This window comes from Pseudomonas sp. NPDC077408 (genome assembly GCF_050269105.1).
Classification (GTDB): Bacteria; Pseudomonadota; Gammaproteobacteria; order Pseudomonadales; family Pseudomonadaceae; genus Stutzerimonas.
This window is the reverse complement of the sequence record NZ_JBNNHS010000002.1, coordinates 658,452-680,097: the sequence shown is the minus strand read 5'-3', so window position 1 is coordinate 680,097 and position 21,646 is coordinate 658,452. Positions and strand designations below refer to the sequence as shown.

Here is a 21,646-nt window from a genome sequence, read left to right as displayed (position 1 = left end):
CTCCAGCAATGAGCGGTCAGCGGACGGCTCCGGTGACACGATAGATACCAATTTCACCAATCAGATTAGGCCACAAGCGGCTCGTCACACCGTGCTTGTGATGGCGGTCCACGGCTAGGCGCTCGAGCACCCGGGCGCCAAGTTCGTGGGACAACCGCTCGAAATCCTCGAATGTGCAGAAGTGAATGTTCGGCGTGTTGTACCAGGTGTAAGGCAAGAAATCCGACACCGGCATGCGGCCTTTGCTGGCCAGGTACCAGCGGCAGCGCCAATGACCGAAATTGGGAAAAGTGATGATGCACTCGCGTCCGACTCGCAGCATCTCCTTGAGCAGCTTGTCCGGGTAGTGGACCGCTTGCAGTGCCTGGGTCATGACCACCATGTCGAAACTGTCACTGGCGAAGTTGCCGAGGCCCTTGTCGAGGTCCTGCTCGATGACGTTGACGCCTTTTTCGACGCAGGCGGCAATGTTGTCTGCATCGATTTCCAGACCATAGCCGCTCACCTGCTTGTTGTCCCGCAGCCATGCCAGCAAGTCACCATTACCGCAGCCCAGGTCGAGCACGCGGCTTCCCGCCGGTATCCAGTTTTGGATGATTTCCAGGTCGGCGCGCATATAGGTTCCTTATACGGCGATGCGGTTCATGTAACCGCGAAAGGCCTGTAGATATCGAGGGATCGGAATCAGGAAGGCGTCGTGGCCTTGAGGGGCGTCGATCTCCAGATAACAAACGTTCTTGCGCGCCGCCATCAGCGCGTCGACGATTTCGTGCGAGCGCTCCGGTGAGAAGCGCCAGTCGGTTGTGAACGATATTACGCAGAAGTCCGCTTTCACCGTGGACAGGGCCTTGGCCAGATCATCGTCGTGCGTCGCCGCCGGGTCGAAATAATCCAGCGCCTTGGTCATCAGCAGATAGGTATTGGCATCGAAGCGGCCGGAGAACTCTTCGCCCTGGTAGCGAAGGTAGCTTTCGACTTGAAATTCGACGCTGTTGAAATCGTAATTCAGCTTTTCGCTCTTGAGTCCACGGCCGAACTTGGTGCCCATGGCGTCGTTGGACAGGTAGGTGATGTGCCCGACCATCCGCGCCAGCATCAGGCCCCGCTTGGGGATTACACCCTTCTCTTGAAAATGCCCGCCGTGAAACTCCGGGTCGGACAAGATGGCCTGGCGCGCCACCTCATTGAACGCAATGTTTTGGGCTGACAGCTTGGGTGCCGAGGCGATCGCCACACAATGGCGGACGCGCTCCGGGTAGCTCATGGTCCATTGCATGGCCTGCATGCCACCGAGGCTGCCGCCCACCACTGCGGCCCACTGCTCAATGCCCAGCATGTCGGCCAGGCGTGCCTGGCTGTTGACCCAGTCTTCCACGGTGACGACTGGGAAGTCAGCGCCATAAGGCTTGCCGGTTGCTGGGTTGATGCTGCTGGGGCCGGTCGAACCATTGCAGCCGCCGAGGTTATTCAGGCTGACCACAAAGAAGCGGTTCGTATCGATGGCTTTGCCCGGACCGATGCAGCTATCCCACCAGCCGGGCTTGCGGTCTTCAGCGTCATGGAAGCCGGCCGCATGATGATGGCCTGAAAGCGCGTGGCAGATGAGCACGGCATTGCTGCACGAGGCGTTCAGCTCGCCGTAGGTTTCGTAGATCAGCTGGTAAGCGTTCAGCGTGCGGCCGCAGGCGAGTGCCAGCGGCTCGGCGAAATGCGCGACCTTCGGACTCACCAGACCAACGGAATCGGCTGGAATAGCTGTGGGCATCGACCCTGGCTCGTACTGGAAGAAGGCGGCAAAGTCTAAAGGTTAGCGCGCCTCAATTCATCCTCAATCGCAACTTCGGTGTCAGCCGATGCTGGCACTGGTGAGACTGACGACTTTGCCCTGGCGGCGGATCGGTGCGGGTTTTCGCAGCAGTCGCAGCATTTCGCCGGCCTGGGCCAGTTGTTGTTCCAGCTCAAGGCTGTAACGCGTCAGCAGGCGGCCGCGCTGGCTGCTTTGCTGACTGTCCTGCGCCAAGCTCTTGAGGCGCAGCATATGCGCTTCCAGCTGCTGCTTGTGTTCCAGCGAATGCTGCATCAGCGGAAGCAGCGCTTCGTTGGCCCAATGCTCGGCTTCCTGGCGCAGCCGTTGATGCATCATGACCACCTCTTGTACAAGGGTGGCGAAGAAACGTCGGGTCAAGGTGCGCTGCTCGGTGAGCAGAGTCTTGAGCTGCAGGCGAAATTGGTCGGCCTTGCTTTGCAGGCCTTTAAGTTCGTTCTGGTATCGCGCCAGACGGAACAGCGGGGCGTCTACCCCGTGCAGCGGGTTTTCGTCGTTATGGCGCCGGTAGATGGCCGAGACCATCTTGTTTGCCAATGCCGCCTCGTGCTCAAGCGCACCAAGATCCTGCTCTACGGAGCGGAAGAAATGCACGATGCTCAGGTTGATGCCCAGTGTGGTCAGGCTACCTGTGAGGCTGCGACGCAGTCGGGCAAGGTGTTCCTCGAGACGTTCTGGGCGCACCGTCGAACGCAGAAGCTCGCCCTGACGTTGCAGCAGTCGCTGGTTGGTTTTTAACTGCAGCAAACGCTTATGGTGCTGGTTATGGTCATGGCGGGTTCGGGCTGTGAGCTCCATGAGCATCTGGCCGCTATCCTGGCGATGGCTGTCGAGCAGTTCGCATTGCTCGCGCACCTTGGCCAGTCGCTGGGTCAGGATGTGCTGGCTGTTTTGCAGCAGCGCGAGCACCTGGCGCACGACCTGTTGCTCAAGCACGCGCTCCTTTTGGGCGAGAATGCGCTCACAGAGCAGGTGCTCCAGCTCAACCAGTTGACTGCGTTTGAGCAGGTCCTCGTCGCCGCGAATTTTGGCCAGCAGGGCCTGCTTTGCTGAGAGTGGAAGCACATCCTTGATGGCAATACCCAGCTGTTGCGCCGTAGTGGCCTGCATCCGCTGGATCGCCTCACTGACGAAGGCGTCACCGGATACGTCGTCCCACAGGACATCTATCTTGTTAAGCACAGCGAACAAGCGGTTTTGTCCACCGTCGTCGAGTTGGCGAATGTGCTGTTCCCAGATGCTCATGTCGCTTGCCGTCACCCCAGCATCGGCTGACAGCAAAAAAATCACCGCCTGGGCGTTAGGCAGCATCGACAGGGTGAGCTCCGGCTCGCTGCCGAGGGCATTGAGGCCGGGTGTGTCGAGGATGCGCAGGCCTTGGCGCAGCAGGGGATGATCGAAGTTGACCATGGCGTGTCGCCAGGCCGGCACCATCACTTCCCCGTCGACATCGGACACCTCCAGCGCGTCGGGATGGAAGCCCAGCTGAATGGCTTGCTCCGCGGGCAGCGACCGGGTAGAGGCAACCTGGCCGAACGCTTCGACCATGGCGTCAGGGTTAGCGGGATCCAGTGCAATGTTGGTCCATAGATGCGGGGTGCGTTTGAGCTGGGCGATGCTGGTGTCTTCCAGGCGGGACTCGATCGGCAGCAGGCGAATGTATGAACGCTCCGCACGTGGATCGAAGAACAACTCAGTCGGGCACATGGTGGTGCGGCCGGCCCGCGATGGCAGGATGCGTTGGCCGTAGCCAGCAAAAAACAAGCTGTTGATCAGCTCCGTCTTGCCGCGGGAAAACTCGCCGACAAACGCAAGGGTGATGTGGTCAGTGCGTAACAGTTTGAGTGCACGGTCCAGTCTGGCTTCAACCACATCGGAGTTCAGTCGGTTGTGCGCCAGCCAGCTGCGATAACGCGTGATTTCGCGGATCAGGTCGCGTTTCCAGGAGACATAGGCATCCACCTGCCGGTCGAGTCGTTCCATGAGCATGGTGCTTCCTGATGGCGTAGGGGGCGATTATCCCTGCCGCCGGGTACGGGTCAATCGAGCCTTTTGTGATCCACCGCCCAAAAGGCTAAACGAGGCTATGGGCGGTTTCGGTTTTAGATGAGCGAACGCAGGATGTTGGGCATGTGCGTCATCATCGCCAGGTTGTTGATGACCAGCATGTCGATCAGTTTGATTGCCAGAAACGCAAAAATCGGCGAGATATCCAACCCACCCAGGTTCGGCAGCAGGCGGCGGAACGGTGCCAGTGCCGGTTCGCAAATCTGGCTGATCAATTGGGCGCCGGGGTTGTGGCTGCCAGGTGCGACCCAGGACAGGATCACGCTGATGATCAGCGCATAGAAAAAGATGTTGATGAACAGCCCGGTCACGCCAATGATCGCCCAGACCAGCAGCTGCAGCGGATTGCCGATGGTGCCGAACGCGATCATCAGGATAGCGGCCATTAGCAGGACCTGGACGATGATCGCCAATACCAACGACGACAGGTCGAGCCCGCCGATGCTGGGGATTACGCGACGCAATGGTTTGAGTAGCGGATGCGTGGCGCGGACGATGAACTGGCTCAGTGGGTTGTAAAAGTCTGCCCGGACCAGCTGCAGGATGAAGCGCAGCAAGACGATCAGCAGGTACAGGCTGCCTAGCGTTTGAACGATCAGGATCAGGGCTTGCGAGAGTTGCGACATGAAGGCTCCTTAGTTGCCCAATTGTTCAGCGAGTTCGGCCGAGCGTCGTGCGGCTGCAGCCATCGCTTGCTCGACCAGGCTTTCGAAACCGCCCGCCTGGAAGGCTTTGATCGCCGCTTCGGTGGTTCCGTTCGGCGAGGTGACGCGGCGTCGCAGTTCAGCGGCGCCGACATCGCTTTCGCAGGCCATTCGCGCGGCGCCCAAAGCGGTGTGCATGGTCAATTGTGCCGCGGTGTCACGTGGCAAGCCCATTCGCTCACCCGCCGCGGTCATGGCTTCGATCATCAGGAAGAAATACGCCGGGCCACTGCCCGACACAGCGGTCACCGCATCAATCAGCGATTCCTTGTCCAGCCAGAGCGCCAGCCCAACCGCTGAAAGCAGTTGTTCGGCCTGCTGTTTTTGCGTGTCGGTCACTTGATCGTTGGCGAACAGCCCGCTCACACCCTGGCGCAGCAAGGATGGGGTATTAGGCATGCAGCGCACGATCGCGCGCGGGGTTTGTTCACCTAACCACGCCTGCAGACTGGCGCAATCGATACCCGCTGCGATCGAGACAACCAACTGATTCGCTTGCAGGCTTGCGGCCAGATCACGGCAGACTGCTTGCAACACCTGCGGCTTAACTGCCAATACGACTACGTCTGCGCCTGCGATGGCCTGGGCGTTGTCGGCAAAAGCGTCGATGCCATGGGCTGCTTCGAGTTCGCTACGTTTATCCGCGCCGGGATCACTGGCACAAATCGAGGAGGCGGCAACGCCCTGGGCGCGTAAACCGCCGATTAGGCTTGCGGCCATGTTGCCGCCGCCGATGAAGGCGATACGGGGAGTGCTCAAAGTACGGTTCCTTTATTCATGCGTTGGGGCGTCTGCGGCTGCTTTCGAAGGATAAGCGCGGGCACCGAACAGTGCAGTGCCGATCCGAACCCAGGTTGCCCCTTCGGCGATGGCAGCTTCGAGGTCCTGGCTCATGCCCATGGAAAGAGTGTCCAGGTTCAACCGAAGTTCGGTTTGCAGCTGGCGCAGGCGGGCGAAGGCAGCGCGCTGCTCGGCTGGGTCATCGGTCGGTTCGGGTATCGCCATCAGGCCGCGTAGACGCAGACGGGGCAATGCGGAGATAGCCTGAGCCAGTTCGTGAACATCTTGCGGCTCGCAGCCGGACTTGCTGGCCTCACCGCTGACGTTGACCTGCAGGCAGAGGTTCAACGGAGCCAGGTGCTCGGGACGCTGATCCGAAAGACGTTGGGCGATTTTCAAGCGGTCCACCGAGTGCGCCCAGTCGAAATGCTCGGCGATCAGCTTGGTCTTGTTTGACTGGATGGGGCCAATGAAATGCCAGACCAATGGAAGGTCGGCGAGTTTGGCCTGTTTCTCCAGCGCTTCCTGTAGATAGTTTTCACCGAAATCGCGCAGGCCTGCTTCGCTGGCCTCACGGATGGCCTCGGCCGGTTGGGTCTTGCTCACCGCAAGTAGGAGCACTCCGTCGGGATCACGCCCTGCAGCTTGCGCCGCCTCACGGATGCGCGTTCCGACCTTTGCAATATTCGTCGCTATCGTGGACATTACCTGCGCCTGCCACCTTAGGGTCTGCGCGGCATTCTACCTGCTTGCTTGTAATTGGGGAGTCCCATGGATATCACTGAGCTGCTGGCGTTCAGCGCCAAGCAGGGTGCGTCGGATTTGCACCTGTCTTCCGGCCTGCCGCCGATGATCCGCGTTGACGGCGACGTGCGCCGCATCAACCTTCCAGCGATGGATCACAAGCAAGTACACGCGCTGATCTACGACATCATGAATGACAAACAGCGCAAGGATTTCGAGGAATTCCTCGAAACCGACTTTTCGTTCGAAGTGCCCGGCGTGGCACGTTTTCGCGTCAACGCATTCAACCAGAACCGCGGTGCAGGCGCCGTGTTCCGGACCATTCCGTCGAAGGTCCTGACCATGGAAGACCTCGGCATGGGCGAGGTCTTTCGCAAGATCACCGATGTTCCGCGCGGCCTGGTATTGGTCACCGGTCCGACTGGTTCAGGCAAGTCGACCACCCTCGCAGCGATGCTGGACTACCTGAACAGCACCAAATATCACCACATTCTCACCATCGAAGACCCCATCGAATTCGTTCACGAATCGAAGAAGTGCCTGGTCAACCAGCGCGAGGTGCATCGCGATACGCTCGGCTTCTCCGAAGCCCTGCGTTCGGCGCTGCGGGAAGACCCGGACATCATTCTGGTCGGTGAAATGCGCGATCTGGAGACTATCCGTCTGGCGCTGACTGCCGCGGAAACCGGTCACCTGGTGTTCGGCACCTTGCACACCACCTCTGCCGCCAAGACCATCGATCGGGTCGTGGATGTTTTCCCGGCGGAAGAAAAGTCGATGGTCCGCTCGATGCTGTCCGAATCTCTGCAGGCTGTGATTTCCCAGACCCTGTTGAAAAAGGTCGGTGGCGGTCGGGTGGCGGCGCACGAGATCATGATCGGCACCCCTGCGATCCGTAACCTGATCCGCGAGGACAAGGTGGCGCAGATGTACTCGTCCATCCAGACCGGCGGCTCGCTGGGCATGCAAACGCTCGATTCCTGCCTCAAAGGGCTGCTCGCCAAGGGGCTGGTCTCGCGTGACAGTGCCAAAGAAAAAGCCAAACAGCCGGAAAACTTCTAAACCTACCGGGGCCTGGCGCTAAGCCTGGTTCTTCGCTTTGCTATAGCGCGGCTACGCCGGACTACGAGAACGACGATGGAATTCGAGAAACTGTTGCGCCTGATGGTGGAAAAAGGCGGTTCCGACCTGTTCATTACCGCTGGCGTGCCGCCGTCGATGAAGGTCAACGGCAAGATCCTGCCAGTCAACAAGACACCGATGTCACCGGAAATGACCCGCGAAACGGTTCACGCGGTGATGAACGAGCAGCAGCGTCGCGAGTTCACGGAAAACCACGAATGCAACTTCGCCATCAGCGCGCGCGGCATTGGTCGTTTTCGGGTCAGCGCCTTCTATCAGCGCAACCTCGCGGGCATGGTATTGCGCCGTATCGAGACCAACATACCAACGCTGGAAGACCTGAAACTTCCCGAAGTGCTGAAAAAGCTGGCAATGACCAAGCGGGGGTTGGTGCTGTTCGTCGGTGCGACCGGTACCGGCAAATCGACCTCGTTGGCTGCGATGATCGGCTACCGCAACAAGAACTCCAGCGGCCATATCATCTCGATCGAAGATCCGATTGAGTTCATTCACCAGCATCAGAGCTGCATCGTCACCCAGCGTGAAGTCGGGATCGATACGGACTCCTTCGATGTAGCGCTGAAAAACACCCTGCGCCAGGCGCCGGATGTGATCCTCATCGGTGAAGTGCGGACGCGGGAAACCATGGACTACGCCGTTGCATTCGCCGAAACCGGCCACCTATGCCTGGCGACCCTTCACGCCAACAACGCTAACCAGGCGCTGGACCGGATCATCAACTTCTTCCCGGCTGATCGGCACCAGCAGGTCTGGATGGATCTGTCGCTGAACCTCAAAGCCATCGTCGCTCAGCAGCTGATCCCGACTCCCGATGGCAAAGGCCGCCGCGCGGTGATCGAAGTGCTGATCAATACCCCCTTGGCAGCTGATCTGATCCGTAAAGGAGAGGTTCACGAGCTCAAATCGCTGATGAAGCGCTCCACCGACCTTGGCATGCAGACCTTCGACCAGGCGCTGTACAGCCTCTACGTGCAAGGCGAAATCACTTATGAAGACGCCCTGGCGCATGCCGACTCCTCCAACGATCTGCGGCTGATGATCAAGCTGGGTTCGGAAACCGACGGTGAACATCTCACCAGCGTATCTCAGGGGCTGACGCTGGAAGTCAGTGACGACGATACGGGTCGCAGCTTCCGCTGATCATGCCTGTCCGGGCCGTTCGATGCGCTTGCCCGGACGGGTGGCGACACGCTCTGCCTGGCCGTCACGTTGCGCTCCAGCCCGGGCACGGCTCATCAGTTGCGGGATCAGCGGCCCTTCCGGCAGATTTTTCCAGAAGCGCACTGGCAGATTGTTCTGCAGCACGTCGCGGTTGAGCCGCGCCGGGTTGAACGTGCTTTCGTAATAAGTCTTCCATAACTCAGCGCCAGACTCCTGGGCGGTCTGTGCCAACTGGCGCCAGATGGCCGGACAGGGATTGGCGTAGTGCATGACGTCCCCGTCCCACAACACTGCATCATCCGGTGTCGCGATCAACCACGAGTGCAGGCCCATCCGCTCGGCGAAGTGCGGCGCGGCGCTGGTCAGGATGTCGTGCGCGGGCTCGAACCAGGCCGCATAGTCGGGGCCGCTCGGGCACGTAATCGGGCTGAACCGGAGAAAGGCGTGCAGATGGTGCATTTCGCGGCGGATTGTCTTGATTCGCGCGTGCAGTTCGCTGCCGTCGACATCGCCAACCAGCCTGGCCGTCTGGTCGCCCTTCGCGACCCGCCAAAGGATGCGATACAGCAGGCTCCAGCGGTCAGCTGTTCGAAAGCGCGCCGCAGTTTCCAGTTCGGCGAGCAACTGCCGAGGGATGCGTACCGGCGAGCTGGGCTCGATCGGCTCCGGTGCAACGTGGCCGCCGAACAAGCCACCCGCCTCGTCGCCAGCAAGCCATTCCACGTGATGTGGGGCGATTCCGCGGTGGAGCAAATCGCGAGCCGCCTGGCGCCAGCCATCGAAACGACCATCGAAACGAACCTGAAGCATTACCAGAGCCCCATCTGCACCGGGCCTTCGCTGAGCTGCTGGCGCAAGGCGGACGATTCTCGGTAGGCCAGGCTGGGGCGGTAGTCCTGAGTGATGATGAAGGGCTTGGCTTTTTCCAGCGAGCAGCGAAGGCGGGTTAGATCTTCAAAGCGGATTCGCTTCTGTCGGCGCAGGGCGACCAGCCGTTTGGCGCTGAGAATGCCGATGCCGGGGATGCGCGCAATCAATGCAGGTTCGGCGCTATCCAGATCAACCGGGAAATGCTCGCGATTGGACAGTGCCCATGCCAGCTTCGGATCGATGTCCAGCGGCAGGTTGCCCGGGCCCGTCAACAATTCGCCCGCCTTGAAGCCATAGCTGCGCATCAGGAAGTCGGCCTGGTATAGGCGATGCTCGCGCAGCAGCGGCGGTGCTTCGAAGGGTACTGTCTCCGGACTGTGCGGAATGGGGCTGAATGCCGAGTAATAGACGCGGCGCAGTCTGAAGTCGCCATACAGTGATTGGGCGGTATGCAGAATGGTGCTGTCATCGGTGGCGTCCGCCCCGACGATCATCTGCGTACTCTGACCTGCCGGTGCGAAGCGTGGCGCTCGCTGTTCCGCTTTCGCTTCGGTCTCGCCCTCATGAATGGCGTGCATCGCTTGCTTGATGGTCGCTACCTGTTTTTCCGGCGCCAGGCGAATCAGGCTGGCCTCGGTCGGAAGTTCGATGTTGACGCTGAGGCGGTCGGCGTAACGCCCCGCCTCTGCAATGAGTTGCGGGTCGGCATCTGGGATCGTCTTCAGATGAATGTAACCGCGAAACTCGTGCTCTTCGCGTAGCAGCTTGGCCACGCGATTGAGCTGCTCCATGGTGTAGTCAGCCGAGCGGATAATTCCCGAGCTGAGAAACAGGCCGCTGATGCAGTTGCGGCGATAGAAGTCCAGTGTCAGCGTCACCACTTCTTCTGGGGTGAAGCGTGCGCGCGGAACATCGCTGGAGCGCCGGTTGACACAATACTGGCAGTCGTACAGGCAGAAGTTGGTCAACAGGATTTTTAGCAGCGCCACGCAGCGACCATCCGGGGTAAAGCTGTGACAAATGCCCATGCCATCAGTGGCGCCGAGCCCACTGCGTCCCTTCGAACTGCGTTTGGGCGCACCGCTGCTGGCACAGGACACGTCGTATTTTGCGGCGTCGGCCAGGACGCTGAGCTTCTCGATCAACTGCATAACAATCACCATGATGCTGGTTGTATATACAGTATCATGGTGGCTCAGTTGAATGATGTCCGCCCGGCAGGCGCTGCAATGAGTGGTAATCAGATAAGCTCAAGGAATTCCACTATCGGACAGCGAGGCTCAGATGCGTCAAAACACCCATAGCACCCTGATTGGCTATCTTCTGTGGATTTTCGGCTTTCTAGGATCGCACCGCTTCTACTACGGCAAGCCGATCACCGGCACCATCTGGTTCTTCACGCTCGGGTTGTTTTTCGTCGGTTGGATCATCGACCTGTTCCTGATTCCGTCGATGGACCGTGAAGCCGACCTGCGCTTTCAGCCTGGCCCGATCGACTACACCGTCGCCTGGATTCTGCTGACATTCCTGGGTGTATTCGGCGTGCACCGGATGTACCAGGGCAAGTGGGTTACCGGGCTGATCTATCTTTGCACGGGTGGGCTGTTTTTCATCGGCATCCTTTATGACTTCTGGACGCTCAATAGCCAGGTGTCGATGCAGAATATGGAAAAGCGCATTGATCGTTGATCGTGCGCTGACCGTTCGCAGCCCTGCTCGGCTGCGAACGGCTGGGTAAGCGATCTAGCCGAGGAAGGCAACTCGCCCGTCAACCAGGGTGTAGCGCACAGCTCCGGGCAGGCAATGCCCGATGAACGGGCAATTCCGGCCTTTAGAGTGCCAGCGCTCGCCGGCCAGGGTCGAACTGCTCGGGTCGAAAAGGACCAGATCTGCGGCTCCGCCAATCGACAGGCGGCCGGCTGGCAGCCGCAGCGCCGTGGCCGGGCCGCTGCTCAGGCGAGCCAGCAGGGTCGGTAGATCCAGCAGGCCATCTTCGACCAGTGTCAGTGCGAGAGGCAGGAGAATTTCGGCGCTGCTGATGCCCGCCTCGGTCTCGCCGAACGGGGCCTGCTTGGCGTCGGCTTCATGCGGTTGATGGTGGCTCGAGATTACCGAGATGACGCCACTCTTGACCGCCTGGCGAAGGCCTTCACGGTCAGCGGCACTGCGCAGAGGCGGCTGTACATGGTAGAGACTGGAAAAGCCGTGCAGCGCTTCGTCGGTTAGGATCAGCTGATACATAGCGACATCAGCGGTGACTGGTAGGCCGCGAGCCTGCGCATCGGCAATCATCTGCGCGCCGCGGGCAGTGGTGAGTTGGCTGAAGTGTGCACGCACACCGGCTTGCTCCACCAGCAGCAGGTTACGCGCCAGGGCAATGGTTTCCGCTGTTTCGGGAATTCCGGCCAGGCCGAGAAAGGCCGCCGCCGGGCCTTCATGGGCCAAACCACCCTCTGCCAGATCGCTGTCCTGTGAATGGATGACGACCGTGAGGTCAAATGTGGCGGCGTATTCCAGTGCTCGGCCCAGGTTGCGATTGCTGGTGAAGTTGGCCAGGCCGTTGCCGAAGGCGACGCAGCCCGCGTCTCGTAGCGCGACCAGTTCCGACAGCTGCTCGCCGGCCAGATTGCGCGTCAGCGCGCCGACTGGAAAGACCTTGGCATGACCGGACTCGCGGGCGCGATCAAGGATCAGTTCAGCTACTGCTGCAGTGTCCAGCACAGGCTTGGTCTGCGGTGGGCAGCACAGGCTGGTGATGCCGCCGGCCGTTGCCGCGAGCGTTTCGCTGGCGATGCTGCCCTTGCGGCTGTAGCCAGGCTCACGAAGCGCTACCGATAGGTCGACCAGGCCAGGCGCTGCGACCAGGCCTTGTGCGTCAATGGTCTGGGCGGCGTTGAAGCCTGCCGGGGCTTGGCCGAACGCAGCAATCTTGCCGTCCTGGCAGTAGATATCAGTGACTTCGTCGCGCCCGCTGGCCGGGTCGATCAGGCGAGCACCGAGGATGTGGGTAGGCATCAATTCTGCTCCTCGGCTGCATATTCCTGTTCAAGTTGCCGCTGTGCGGTCTGTCCGCTCATCGCCATGGACAGCACCGCCATTCGAATCGCGATGCCATAGGTGACCTGGTTGAGAATGACCGACTGGGCACCATCCGCCACCGCGGACTCGATCTCAACGCCGCGGTTGATCGGGCCGGGATGCATGACGATGGCGTCCGGCTTGGCCAGCCCCATACGCTGGGTCGTAAGTCCATAGAGCCGATAGAACTCGCCCTCGCTGGGCAGCAGCCCGCCCTGCATGCGTTCACGTTGCAGGCGCAGCATGATCACCACGTCGACGTCGCGCAGGCCTTCGTTCATGTCGTGGTAGACGCTCACGCCATACTGCTCCAGGCCGACGGGTAGCAGTGTCTTTGGGCCGATGACACGAATGTCCGGGCAGCCCAGTGTTTTCAGCGCGAGCATATTGGAGCGGGCCACCCGCGAATGCAGAATGTCGCCGACGATGGCCACTGAGAGCTTTTCGAAGTCGCCCTTATGCCGGCGAATGGTGAGCATGTCGAGCATGCCCTGGGTCGGGTGCGCATGGCGCCCATCGCCGCCGTTTATGACCGCTACATCCGGGCAGACGTGTTCTGCAATGAAGTGCGCAGCGCCGGAATCCGCGTGACGGACGACGAACATGTCGGCGGCCATCGCCTCGAGGTTGCGCAGGGTATCGGTAAGTGTTTCGCCCTTACTGGTCGAGGAGGTCGAGACGTTCAGGGTGATCACGTCCGCCGACAGCCGCTTGGCCGCCAGCTCGAAGGTGGTGCGAGTGCGTGTGGAGTTTTCGAAGAATACGTTGCAAACGGTTTTGCCTCGCAACAGCGGGACTTTCTTCACCGCTCTGGCGCCGACCTCGAGGAACGAGTCGGCGGTGTCGAGGATTTCGGTAAGTAGCGCGCGGGGTAGTCCATCCAGCGAGAGAAAATGGCGCAACTGTCCATGGTCGTTCAGCTGGAGTGGGCGCTTGGCGTCGGTTGGCGTCATCGCGAGGGTCTCAATTGGCGGAGGCGAGGGTCTGGAACTCGAGCGTTAGCGGGATTGGGCCAAGCAATTTCACCCGTTGGTCAGGCGCCAGTGAGAGTGTCGCGCCAACTACGTCTGGCCGGATTGGCAGCTCTCGGGCGTTGAGGTCGAGCAGGCATACCAGGCTGACGCTGGCGGGTCGACCATAATCGAACAGCTCGTTGAGCGCGGCGCGAATGGTGCGACCACTCATCAGTACATCATCGACCAGTACCAGATGTTGCCCTTCGATTTCGAACGGCAGCTCCGAGGGGCGGACCTGGGGATGCAGGCCATTTTGGGTGAAATCGTCGCGGTAGAAGGAGACATCCAGAATTCCCAGCGCCTCGTTCTTGTTCCGCCGTTCAAGCAGCGCCTGGGCGACCCAGACGCCGCCCGTGCGGATGCCGATGAAGCGAGGTTCGCTGACGGCGCGGCTGTTCAGGTGTCGGTCCAGAGCGGAAGCCATTTCCGGGAGCAGCTGGTCGGGGTTGGGCAGGGTCATGATTTCTCCTGGGACCGCTTCAGGTGGTTTGCTGGGCACTCAGCCAGCCTTCGAGTAAAAGAGCGGCGGCCAGCGCATCGACAGGGCGTTCACGGTAACCGCCGCTCTGGCCGCCACGCAGGCGTTCGCCTTTGGCTTCGTATGTCGTGAGGCGCTCGTCATGGGTATGCACTGGCAGGTTGAAGCGACCGTTGAGGCGGCGGGCAAACTTCTCAGCACGAGCGCTCATCTCACTGGCACTGCCGTCCATGTTTAAAGGCAGGCCGACCACTAGTGCATCCGGTTGCCACTCACGCAGCAGTGCCTCGATCTGTGACCAGTCGGGTATGCCATTTTGCGCTTTGAGCACGCAGAGCTCGCGTGCCTGACCGGTGATCGCCTGTCCAACGGCGACACCGATCTGCTTGGTGCCGTAGTCGAAGCCGAGCAGCAGACGCAGCGCGCTCATGCGTGGCCGACCTGGCTGCTGAGCAATCTAAGGTCGACCCCTAGCGATGCGGCAGCGGCAGTCAAACGCTGATCATAGGGCAGGTCGAAAAGAATCTCTGGCTGCGCCTGGCAGCTGAGCCAGGCGTTTTCGGCCAGCTCCGCTTCCAGTTGGCCAGGTTCCCAGCCCGAATAGCCGAGGGCAATCAGGTGCTGCTTGGGGCCGTAGCCGTCGGCGATGGCGAAGAGGACGTCCTGGGACGTCGTCACTCCGAGCGGGCCTAGATCGAGCGTTGCCTGGAATTGGGCGTCGGCCGGATGCAGCACGAAGCCTCGATCGGTCTGGACCGGGCCGCCCGAAAAAATCGTCAGATGCTGGGTGCTGACATCGCCTGGCTGATCCGGGCGGAGTTGCTCAAGGATGTCCGTCAGGTTCAATCCGCTCGGACGATTAACAATAAGCCCCATCGCGCCGTCCCGGTTGTGCTCCACCAGATAGATCAATGTCTGGGCAAAATTGGGGTCCGCCATATGCGGCATGGCGATCAGAAAGTGATGCTTGAGGTAGCTGGGCGAGGTCGCGTTCATGGGTGCTAGCTTAAGCGTTGCGGGCTGGGCCGTGAAGCAGCCGCGCTAGATACCGTGGCCGACGCGGCGCGGACGTCTCTTGTCAGCGGCTTGACAGACGGTCGCCGCGCTCAAACCGCCAGGTTCTGATGATCTCGACCTGATCGAAGTTCTGCGCCAGCTCACCGGAAAAAGGGGCAAAAGGTGCGGCAAGCCTGACAATGCGCATAGCGGCCTGGTCGAGCATCGGCTCGCCTGACGATTCGAGTACTCGAAGCTCCTGTACCGCACCGTTTCGGTCAACGACCACCAGCATGCGCAGGCTGCCGTAGATACGTTGACGGCGCGCCTCGTCGGGGTAGTTCAGATTGCCGATGCGTTCGACTTTCTTGCGCCATTCGTCCCGGTACCAGGCGCTGATGTCGCGCATGGTGGCTGCACTGTTCTGACGACTGACGCGAGGCCGCTTGGCATATTGCTCGACCTGTTGGGCGAGTTCGGCTTCAAGGCTGGCGATTTCCGCGCTGAGCTGCGAACTGTCATAGACGGGAGCCGGCTGCGCCTGCGGCTGTGGCTTGTTCTTTTGTGTTTTTGCCGGTGTCTTGTCCGGCTGGGGGGCGCGGGTTGCTACGGCTGTCTTTGGCGCCTCGCTAGGGCTGCTAGGCGGTGGCGACGAAGCGGGCGACACCTTGCGCACCTGGGTATCCTGGAACGGCGCTTGCTCGGTTGTTTTCGGCGAGGCCTTATGCTCCAGCGTGCCGCTGCCTTGCTGATTGTCCTGAGCCAGGAAATCTGCTTCCTTTGGCTTGTCTTCGCTTTTGAACGTGGACAAGGTGATTTCCAGCGATTTGCTGGTCTGCTTCGGTTCGGAGAGCGTGAAGCCGAGCCCTAGAATGAGGGCACCATGGAGCGCGGCTGCGAGAAATATCGTAAAGCCGAGACGGTCTGCCGGACGGACACCGGTAGCGGCAAGAGAGGGCTGGCGGGTAGCGGCGTTCATCGCATTTCAGTCGGCTTGAAGTGCGCGCAGTCTGCCCAGCGTGACCGTAAAAGTCTATGAACCAGGCGGCAGCTTTGGTGGGTAAGCGTGGCGATGGTTCGCCCCAAACACAGGGGGCGTTCGGTGGAGAGGCGGTCGGCTAGGCCAACCGCGTTGCCACTAAACGTTGGGTCTGCTCAATTTTGCAGCGATAGCGTCCATCAGGCGCTCGCCGATGCGGGTATCGAACGCATTGTCGATCTCACGAATGCAGGTCGGGCTGGTAATGTTGATCTCGGTAAGGAAATCACCGATCACGTCCAGTCCGACGAAAAGCAGCCCGCGTTTGCGTAGCTCTGGCCCGACAATCGCGGCGATCTCCTTGTCACGCTCAGAAAGTGGCTGGGCGACGCCGCGTCCGCCGGCGGCAAGATTGCCCCGTGTTTCGCCCGCTGCTGGAATGCGCGCTAGGCAATAGGGCACCGGCTCGCCATCAATCATCAGGATGCGCTTGTCGCCCTCATTGATGGCCGGTATGTAACGCTGCGCCATAATCTGGCGACTACCGTGCTCGGTCAGTACTTCGAGAATCACGGAAAGGTTCGGGTCGCCTTCGCGGTGGCGGAAAATCGATGCGCCACCCATTTCATCCAGCGGTTTGAGAATGATGTCACGCTGCTCGCGAGCAAACTCCCGCAGAATGTCGGACCGCCGACTGACAAGGGTCGGTGGGGTGCATTGCGGAAACTGGGTGGCAAAGAATTTCTCGTTGCAATCGCGCAGGCTCTGCGGACGATTCACCACCAGCGTGCCGGCCTGCTCGGCAAGCTCCAGCAGGTAGGTGGCATAGACATACTCGCTATTGAAGGGCGGGTCTTTGCGCATCAGGATGACATTGAGATCGGCAAGAGCGCTGTCGATCTCCTCCCCTGTTTCGTACCAGCGCTGGGGGTCGTTGAAGACCTGGATCGGGCGCATGCGGGCCCGTGCCTCGCCGGCAAGCTGGTAAAGATCGCGCTGTTCCATGTAATAGATCGTCCAGCCGCGGTCCTGGGCTGCCAGCAGCATGGCCAGTGAGCTGTCTTTCTTGAATGCGATCTGCGCGATTGGGTCCATGATGATCCCGACGCGAACAGTCATGTGGTGGTCTCCAACGAGGGGCAGCAGGAGCTGCCAGGGGCTTGAAATACCGACGCAGATTGGCCGCGGTTGTGCGCTGGGTCAAGGAAAATCCCGCTGCTCCGGCGGCAGATAGCTTGCATTTGAGGAGTGTGCTAAAAAGGTCCGGCGATTGGGTGCAGCCCATCGATGACAGGGCCTCCGGCGCACTGACATAACGATAAACTACGACTCACCGAGGCGATGGTAGGGCGAAATGGAACAGCACTCCGAGGGCTTGAAGGTCATGGTGATCGACGATTCGAAAACGATTCGTCGCACCGCCGAAACGCTACTGAAGAAAGTAGGTTGTGATGTGATCACGGCGGTGGATGGCTTCGATGCGCTCGCCAAGATCGCGGATAGTCACCCGCGCATCATCTTCGTCGATATCATGATGCCCAGGCTGGATGGTTATCAGACCTGCGCGCTGATCAAGAACAATAGTTCTTTCAAGTCCACGCCGGTGATCATGCTGTCCTCGAAGGATGGCTTGTTTGACAAGGCCAAGGGGCGGATCGTGGGGTCGGACCAGTACCTCACCAAGCCGTTCAGCAAAGAAGAATTGCTCGGTGCTATCAAGGCACATGTGCCGGATTTTGCACCGGTTGAGCAAGTATCCTGAAGTCCGGCCCCTGTGTGCCGCTGAAGCCTTTCCCACGGAGAAACCATGGCTCGCGTTCTGATTGTTGATGACTCGCCGACCGAGATGTACAAGCTGACAGCCATGCTGGAAAAGCATGGACACGTCGTGCTCAAGGCCGAAAACGGTGCCGATGGCGTAGCGCTTGCGCGCCAGGAGAAACCGGACGCGGTTTTGATGGATATCGTAATGCCCGGCCTGAACGGTTTTCAGGCAACTCGCCAACTGACCAAAGATGCTGAAACCAGTCACATTCCGGTGATCATTGTGACCACCAAGGATCAGGAAACCGATAAGGTCTGGGGCAAGCGTCAAGGTGCCAAAGATTACCTGACCAAGCCGGTGGACGAAGCGACACTGCTGAAGACCCTGAGCGCCGTACTTACCGGTTAATCGACGATTTCGGGATTCGGACAAAGGAAGTTGCAGCATGTCGGATACGCCTTCGCCTTTTCAGCGACTCTTGGAGATCGACAGCCGTTGTAGGGCTTTGGCTGCCGGACTGCCGTCGCAGCAAGAAGCTGTCCAGACATGGGCGGGTATAGGTTTCCGGATGGGTGGCCGACTGTTTGTTGCCCCGATGGGGGAGGTTGGCGAAATACTCCACGAGCCGCGCTACACCTTGCTCCCCGGAGTGAAAGCCTGGGTGAAAGGGGTTGCCAACGTCCGCGGCAGGCTTTTGCCTATCATGGATCTGTGCGGTTATCTAGGACTGGAGTTATCGCCGCTACGCAAGCAGCGGCGCGTGCTGGTGGTAGACCATCAGGAAGTGTTTGCGGGATTGACGGTCGATGAAGTGTTCGGCATGCAGCATTTTCCGGTAGATGCTTTTTCCGAACAGCTGCCTCCTGTCGAGGCATCGATTCAACCATTCATTCACGGTGTTTTTCAGCGTGAGCAACCCTGGCTGGTCTTCAGTCCGCACGCGCTTGCCGCGCACCAGAAATTCCTGGACGTGGCGTATTGATTTAGGTGGGGTCGGCTGATGCCGGCCTTTTGGTTCTTGGAAGGAAACGTACGGGTGGTCCAGGCGGGGGCCGGAAAAAATGAAAAAAATGAACGCGAATGCATTGTTGGCAGGTGTACGTAGCAATACGTTGATTGCTGGCCTGTTTATCCTCTTGATCGTGTCGATGGTGCTGCTGTTCGTGAACTTTGCGTACATCAATACACAGGCCGACTATGATAACGAATACGTTGGACACGCAGGTGAGCTGCGAGTTCTCTCCCAGCGCATTGCGAAGAACGCGGTTGAGGCGGCCACTGGTACTCCCGAAGCATTCGACTCCCTGAAAGATGCTCGCAATGACTTCAGTGAACGTTGGAGCTATTTGTCCGTTGGTGATGAGCGCATTGGACTACCAGCGGTGCCGGAGTCGCTTCAGTCTGAGGTGACGGCAGTGCAGCAGGATTGGGATACGCTGCGGCAGAATACTGATGCGATTCTTGCGAGCGAACAAACCGTACTGTCCTTGCACCAGGTTGCTGCGACCCTCGCCGAAACCATCCCCCAGCTTCAGGTTGAGTATGAGGAGGTCGTGGACATCCTTCTCGAAAGTGGTGCCCCAGCCGCTCAGGTTTCAGTAGCGCAGCGTCAATCGCTGCTCGCCGAACGTATTCTGGGTTCGGTCAACAAGGTACTTTCCGGCGACCAGGACTCAGTGCAGGCTGCAGACATGTTTGGTCGTGACGCCAGCCTGTTCGGTCGCGTCCTCAGCGCCATGCTCGAAGGCAACGAAGCCATGGGGATCACCCGGGTGAGCGACGTCGAAGCATTGGATCGGCTGGCGGCGATCTCTGAGCTGTTCCAGTTCGTGTCCGGATCAGTGGATGAGATTCTGGAAACCTCACCGGAACTGTTCCAGGTGCGTGAGTCATCGAACAGTATTTTCGAGGTCTCGCAGACCCTGCTCGACAAAACGTCCGAACTCACCCAAGGGCTTCAAAATCGTGCCGAAGCCCGTTACGTCAATACACTGGCAGGCTATGTCCTTGGTGCATTGGCACTGGCTTCAATTCTGTTGATCGGCCTGGTCATGGTCCAGGTTACGCGTCGTCGATTGAGCGAAACCGCGGAAAAGAACGAGCGCAACCAGACAGCGATTTTGCGTCTGCTCGACGAAATCGGCGATCTGGCTGACGGTGACCTGACGGTAGCCGCCACGGTTACCGAAGACTTCACCGGCGCCATCGCCGACTCGATCAACTATTCCATCGACCAGTTGCGTGACCTGGTTGAAACGATCAACCAGACCGCCGTACAGGTCTCTGGTGCGGCCCAGGAAACCCAGGCGACTGCAATGCATCTGGCCGAGGCATCCGAGCATCAGGCTCAGGAAATTGCCGGTGCATCGGCAGCGATCAACGAAATGGCGGTGTCGATTGACCAGGTATCGGCCAACGCTGCCGAATCCTCGGCGGTAGCCGAGCGCTCGGTAGCGATCGCAAACAAGGGCAACGAGGTGGTGCATAACACAATCACGGGCATGGATAACATTCGGGAGCAGATTCAGGACACCTCCAAGCGAATCAAGCGTCTCGGCGAGTCCTCGCAGGAGATCGGGGATATCGTTAGCTTGATTAACGACATCGCCGACCAGACCAACATCCTCGCGTTGAACGCTGCGATCCAGGCCTCCATGGCAGGTGATGCCGGTCGAGGCTTCGCAGTAGTTGCGGACGAAGTACAGCGCCTTGCGGAGCGATCCTCTGCTGCAACTAAGCAGATCGAAGCCCTGGTGAAAACGATTCAGACCGACACGAACGAAGCGGTTATCTCGATGGAGCAGACTACTTCCGAAGTGGTTCGAGGTGCACGTCTGGCCCAGGACGCCGGGGTTGCTCTGGAGGAAATCGAAAAGGTATCCAAGAGCCTCGCGGCGCTTATCCAGAACATTTCCAACGCGGCTCGCCAGCAGGCGTCTTCGGCTGGTCATATTTCCAACACCATGAACGTGATTCAGGAAATTACTTCGCAAACCTCCTCGGGCACCACCGCTACTGCGAGGAGCATTGGTAACCTCGCCAAGATGGCCAATGAAATGCGGCATTCGGTGTCCGGCTTTACCCTGCCGGAAGCGCAGGATCAGGCCTGATTGGAGAACGCGGCGGCCTGAGATGGCCCGCTGTGGAAGTTCATGGATAAGGGGCAGGGCATGCAGCCAGGTGTTGATTGGTCACTGAGACCCTTGGCTGATATGTCAGCGGCGGAATTCAATGACTGGCAGGCCCTGCTCGAAGAGCGCTCCGGTATGGTCGTGACCGAGCAGCGTCGGGCCTTTCTTCAGACCAATCTGAGCAGCCGCATGCGCGAAGTCGGGGCGCAGGACTACGCGAGTTATTACCGCCAGGTCACTGACGGCCCCCGCGGTGCTGTGGAATGGTCCACCCTGATGGACCGGCTGACGGTGCAGGAGACTCGCTTTTTCCGTCACCCGCCGTCGTTTGCAGCGCTTTCCGATTACATAAAGAGGCGTGTCGAGTCGCGAAGCGCTGCTCACCCCTGGTCGCTGTGGAGCGTTGGTTGCGCAAGCGGCGAGGAAACATACTCCTTGGCGATTTGTACCGCAGAGGCGCTTGCGTGCGCTGGAGGCGAAACACAGTTTGGTGTGATAGGAACCGATATCAGTCTCAGCGCGTTGAGCCGTTCTCGCGAGGGCCTTTACGGTCTTCGTCGGCTCGAGCAGCTGGACCCCGACCTACGCGAGCGGTATTTCCAACCACTGGCGGGTGATCGTTTCCGAGTAGTGCCCAGCCTGGCAGCAAGGGTGTGCTTTGCCCGACTTAACGTGCTGGAGCTGGCCGGTGCGCCAATGTCCGATGTGGACGTCATTTTTTGTCAGAACCTGTTGATTTACTTCCGCCGCTGGCGCCGCCGCGAAATCCTCAATCGTCTTGTCGAGCGCCTGGCGCCGGGAGGATTGCTGGTTATTGGTGCGGGCGAGGTTGTCGGTTGGCAGCACCCGGATCTGGTTCCGGTGGCTGATAGTCAGGTTCTGGCCTTTACCCGGAAATGTTTATGAGCG

General features: G+C 59.8%; 23 protein-coding genes. 8 read left to right on the top strand and 15 right to left on the bottom strand.

Annotated features, from left to right (window positions below; all coding sequences use genetic code 11):
- Positions 1 to 16: 16 nt before the first annotated feature.
- The 6 genes from metW to ACQKEK_RS08075 form a co-directional block, all read right to left on the bottom strand.
- Positions 17 to 616 (bottom strand): methionine biosynthesis protein MetW, encoded by a 600-nt coding sequence (gene metW, locus ACQKEK_RS08100; protein ID WP_499141946.1) that lies wholly within the window; start codon positions 614 to 616, stop codon positions 17 to 19.
- A gap of 9 nt (positions 617 to 625) precedes the next feature.
- A complete protein-coding gene (metX, locus tag ACQKEK_RS08095; protein ID WP_499141944.1) occupies positions 626 to 1,765 on the bottom strand; it encodes a homoserine O-succinyltransferase MetX in 1,140 nt (379 codons plus the stop codon).
- An 81-nt stretch (positions 1,766 to 1,846) separates the two neighbouring features.
- A complete protein-coding gene (locus ACQKEK_RS08090; RefSeq protein ID WP_499141943.1) occupies positions 1,847 to 3,814 on the bottom strand; it encodes a dynamin family protein in 1,968 nt (655 codons plus the stop codon).
- A 113-nt stretch (positions 3,815 to 3,927) separates the two neighbouring features.
- A complete protein-coding gene (locus tag ACQKEK_RS08085) occupies positions 3,928 to 4,518 on the bottom strand; it encodes a YggT family protein (protein WP_045423695.1) in 591 nt (196 codons plus the stop codon).
- 9 nt (positions 4,519 to 4,527) lie between these two features.
- Positions 4,528 to 5,355 (bottom strand): pyrroline-5-carboxylate reductase, encoded by an 828-nt coding sequence (proC, locus tag ACQKEK_RS08080; RefSeq protein ID WP_499141941.1) that lies wholly within the window; start codon positions 5,353 to 5,355, stop codon positions 4,528 to 4,530.
- A gap of 12 nt (positions 5,356 to 5,367) precedes the next feature.
- Positions 5,368 to 6,081, bottom strand: coding sequence for a YggS family pyridoxal phosphate-dependent enzyme (locus tag ACQKEK_RS08075; protein WP_499141940.1), 714 nt, complete (start codon positions 6,079 to 6,081; stop codon positions 5,368 to 5,370).
- 66 nt (positions 6,082 to 6,147) lie between these two features.
- Here ACQKEK_RS08075 and ACQKEK_RS08070 point away from each other — a divergent pair, with 66 nt between their 5' ends.
- Together ACQKEK_RS08070 and ACQKEK_RS08065 are read left to right on the top strand one after the other, a co-directional pair.
- Positions 6,148 to 7,182 carry a type IV pilus twitching motility protein PilT gene (locus ACQKEK_RS08070; RefSeq protein WP_045423701.1) on the top strand — a complete coding sequence of 345 codons (1,035 nt, stop codon included), beginning with the start codon at positions 6,148 to 6,150 and terminating at the stop codon, positions 7,180 to 7,182.
- Between the two features lie 75 nt (positions 7,183 to 7,257).
- The gene (locus ACQKEK_RS08065) at positions 7,258 to 8,403 is read left to right on the top strand and encodes a PilT/PilU family type 4a pilus ATPase (RefSeq protein WP_046161609.1); all 1,146 of its coding nucleotides are present in this window, start codon (positions 7,258 to 7,260) and stop codon (positions 8,401 to 8,403) included.
- Here ACQKEK_RS08065 and ACQKEK_RS08060 read toward each other — a convergent pair whose 3' ends face one another.
- Positions 8,404 to 9,234, bottom strand: a complete 831-nt coding sequence (locus ACQKEK_RS08060) for a TIGR03915 family putative DNA repair protein (protein WP_499141938.1) — start codon at positions 9,232 to 9,234, stop codon at positions 8,404 to 8,406.
- Positions 9,234 to 10,445, bottom strand: a complete 1,212-nt coding sequence (locus tag ACQKEK_RS08055; RefSeq protein WP_499141937.1) for a putative DNA modification/repair radical SAM protein — start codon at positions 10,443 to 10,445, stop codon at positions 9,234 to 9,236. Before ACQKEK_RS08055 ends, ACQKEK_RS08060 begins: the two co-directional genes overlap by 1 nt.
- Positions 10,446 to 10,578: 133 nt before the next feature.
- On the opposite strand from ACQKEK_RS08055, the gene ACQKEK_RS08050 reads away from it, so the two are divergent.
- Positions 10,579 to 10,983 (top strand): NINE protein, encoded by a 405-nt coding sequence (locus ACQKEK_RS08050; RefSeq protein ID WP_499141936.1) that lies wholly within the window; start codon positions 10,579 to 10,581, stop codon positions 10,981 to 10,983.
- 54 nt (positions 10,984 to 11,037) lie between these two features.
- Here ACQKEK_RS08050 and ACQKEK_RS08045 read toward each other — a convergent pair whose 3' ends face one another.
- The 7 genes from ACQKEK_RS08045 to gshB all read right to left on the bottom strand — a co-directional run bounded on the left by ACQKEK_RS08045 (position 11,038) and on the right by gshB (position 16,960).
- The gene (locus ACQKEK_RS08045; protein ID WP_499141934.1) at positions 11,038 to 12,309 is read right to left on the bottom strand and encodes a dihydroorotase; all 1,272 of its coding nucleotides are present in this window, start codon (positions 12,307 to 12,309) and stop codon (positions 11,038 to 11,040) included.
- Positions 12,309 to 13,325, bottom strand: coding sequence for an aspartate carbamoyltransferase catalytic subunit (locus tag ACQKEK_RS08040; protein WP_045423712.1), 1,017 nt, complete (start codon positions 13,323 to 13,325; stop codon positions 12,309 to 12,311). The genes ACQKEK_RS08045 and ACQKEK_RS08040 overlap by 1 nt, the downstream gene beginning before the upstream one ends.
- A 10-nt stretch (positions 13,326 to 13,335) precedes the next feature.
- Positions 13,336 to 13,848, bottom strand: a complete 513-nt coding sequence (pyrR, locus tag ACQKEK_RS08035; RefSeq protein ID WP_499141932.1) for a bifunctional pyr operon transcriptional regulator/uracil phosphoribosyltransferase PyrR — start codon at positions 13,846 to 13,848, stop codon at positions 13,336 to 13,338.
- A gap of 19 nt (positions 13,849 to 13,867) precedes the next feature.
- Positions 13,868 to 14,296, bottom strand: coding sequence for a Holliday junction resolvase RuvX (gene ruvX, locus ACQKEK_RS08030; RefSeq protein WP_499141931.1), 429 nt, complete (start codon positions 14,294 to 14,296; stop codon positions 13,868 to 13,870).
- Positions 14,293 to 14,862, bottom strand: a complete 570-nt coding sequence (locus tag ACQKEK_RS08025) for a YqgE/AlgH family protein (RefSeq protein WP_499141930.1) — start codon at positions 14,860 to 14,862, stop codon at positions 14,293 to 14,295. Before ACQKEK_RS08025 ends, ruvX begins: the two co-directional genes overlap by 4 nt.
- Positions 14,863 to 14,944: 82 nt before the next feature.
- Positions 14,945 to 15,841 (bottom strand): energy transducer TonB, encoded by an 897-nt coding sequence (locus ACQKEK_RS08020; protein ID WP_499141929.1) that lies wholly within the window; start codon positions 15,839 to 15,841, stop codon positions 14,945 to 14,947.
- 159 nt (positions 15,842 to 16,000) lie between these two features.
- Positions 16,001 to 16,960, bottom strand: coding sequence for a glutathione synthase (gshB, locus tag ACQKEK_RS08015; RefSeq protein WP_128120385.1), 960 nt, complete (start codon positions 16,958 to 16,960; stop codon positions 16,001 to 16,003).
- 235 nt (positions 16,961 to 17,195) lie between these two features.
- On the opposite strand from gshB, the gene pilG reads away from it, so the two are divergent.
- The 5 genes from pilG (at position 17,196) to ACQKEK_RS07990 (ending at position 21,643) form a co-directional block, all read left to right on the top strand.
- A complete protein-coding gene (pilG, locus tag ACQKEK_RS08010; protein WP_019339789.1) occupies positions 17,196 to 17,603 on the top strand; it encodes a twitching motility response regulator PilG in 408 nt (135 codons plus the stop codon).
- A gap of 45 nt (positions 17,604 to 17,648) precedes the next feature.
- On the top strand, positions 17,649 to 18,014 hold the full coding sequence (gene pilH, locus ACQKEK_RS08005) for a twitching motility response regulator PilH (protein ID WP_102836674.1): 366 nt from the start codon (positions 17,649 to 17,651) through the stop codon (positions 18,012 to 18,014).
- Between the two features lie 37 nt (positions 18,015 to 18,051).
- On the top strand, positions 18,052 to 18,588 hold the full coding sequence (locus ACQKEK_RS08000) for a chemotaxis protein CheW (protein ID WP_045423728.1): 537 nt from the start codon (positions 18,052 to 18,054) through the stop codon (positions 18,586 to 18,588).
- Between the two features lie 79 nt (positions 18,589 to 18,667).
- The gene (locus tag ACQKEK_RS07995) at positions 18,668 to 20,716 is read left to right on the top strand and encodes a methyl-accepting chemotaxis protein (protein ID WP_128120384.1); all 2,049 of its coding nucleotides are present in this window, start codon (positions 18,668 to 18,670) and stop codon (positions 20,714 to 20,716) included.
- A gap of 60 nt (positions 20,717 to 20,776) precedes the next feature.
- Positions 20,777 to 21,643, top strand: coding sequence for a protein-glutamate O-methyltransferase (locus tag ACQKEK_RS07990; protein WP_499142237.1), 867 nt, complete (start codon positions 20,777 to 20,779; stop codon positions 21,641 to 21,643).
- Positions 21,644 to 21,646 lie beyond the last annotated feature (3 nt).

Coding starts and splice junctions, on each gene's coding strand:
- pilH (WP_102836674.1), top strand. CDS start 17,649: ATGGCTCGCGTTCTGATTGTTGATGACTCGCCGACCGAGATGTACAAG.
- ruvX (WP_499141931.1), bottom strand. CDS start 14,296: ATGAGCGCGCTGCGTCTGCTGCTCGGCTTCGACTACGGCACCAAGCAG.
- ACQKEK_RS08090 (WP_499141943.1), bottom strand. CDS start 3,814: ATGCTCATGGAACGACTCGACCGGCAGGTGGATGCCTATGTCTCCTGG.
- ACQKEK_RS07990 (WP_499142237.1), top strand. CDS start 20,777: ATGCAGCCAGGTGTTGATTGGTCACTGAGACCCTTGGCTGATATGTCA.
- ACQKEK_RS08050 (WP_499141936.1), top strand. CDS start 10,579: ATGCGTCAAAACACCCATAGCACCCTGATTGGCTATCTTCTGTGGATT.
- ACQKEK_RS08060 (WP_499141938.1), bottom strand. CDS start 9,234: ATGCTTCAGGTTCGTTTCGATGGTCGTTTCGATGGCTGGCGCCAGGCG.
- gshB (WP_128120385.1), bottom strand. CDS start 16,960: ATGACTGTTCGCGTCGGGATCATCATGGACCCAATCGCGCAGATCGCA.
- pyrR (WP_499141932.1), bottom strand. CDS start 13,848: ATGACCCTGCCCAACCCCGACCAGCTGCTCCCGGAAATGGCTTCCGCT.
- ACQKEK_RS08000 (WP_045423728.1), top strand. CDS start 18,052: ATGTCGGATACGCCTTCGCCTTTTCAGCGACTCTTGGAGATCGACAGC.
- metX (WP_499141944.1), bottom strand. CDS start 1,765: ATGCCCACAGCTATTCCAGCCGATTCCGTTGGTCTGGTGAGTCCGAAG.
- ACQKEK_RS08075 (WP_499141940.1), bottom strand. CDS start 6,081: ATGTCCACGATAGCGACGAATATTGCAAAGGTCGGAACGCGCATCCGT.
- metW (WP_499141946.1), bottom strand. CDS start 616: ATGCGCGCCGACCTGGAAATCATCCAAAACTGGATACCGGCGGGAAGC.
- ACQKEK_RS08045 (WP_499141934.1), bottom strand. CDS start 12,309: ATGCCTACCCACATCCTCGGTGCTCGCCTGATCGACCCGGCCAGCGGG.
- ACQKEK_RS08020 (WP_499141929.1), bottom strand. CDS start 15,841: ATGAACGCCGCTACCCGCCAGCCCTCTCTTGCCGCTACCGGTGTCCGT.
- ACQKEK_RS08055 (WP_499141937.1), bottom strand. CDS start 10,445: ATGCAGTTGATCGAGAAGCTCAGCGTCCTGGCCGACGCCGCAAAATAC.
- ACQKEK_RS08040 (WP_045423712.1), bottom strand. CDS start 13,325: ATGACGCCAACCGACGCCAAGCGCCCACTCCAGCTGAACGACCATGGA.
- pilG (WP_019339789.1), top strand. CDS start 17,196: ATGGAACAGCACTCCGAGGGCTTGAAGGTCATGGTGATCGACGATTCG.
- ACQKEK_RS08070 (WP_045423701.1), top strand. CDS start 6,148: ATGGATATCACTGAGCTGCTGGCGTTCAGCGCCAAGCAGGGTGCGTCG.
- ACQKEK_RS08025 (WP_499141930.1), bottom strand. CDS start 14,862: ATGAACGCGACCTCGCCCAGCTACCTCAAGCATCACTTTCTGATCGCC.
- ACQKEK_RS08065 (WP_046161609.1), top strand. CDS start 7,258: ATGGAATTCGAGAAACTGTTGCGCCTGATGGTGGAAAAAGGCGGTTCC.
- ACQKEK_RS08085 (WP_045423695.1), bottom strand. CDS start 4,518: ATGTCGCAACTCTCGCAAGCCCTGATCCTGATCGTTCAAACGCTAGGC.
- ACQKEK_RS07995 (WP_128120384.1), top strand. CDS start 18,668: ATGAAAAAAATGAACGCGAATGCATTGTTGGCAGGTGTACGTAGCAAT.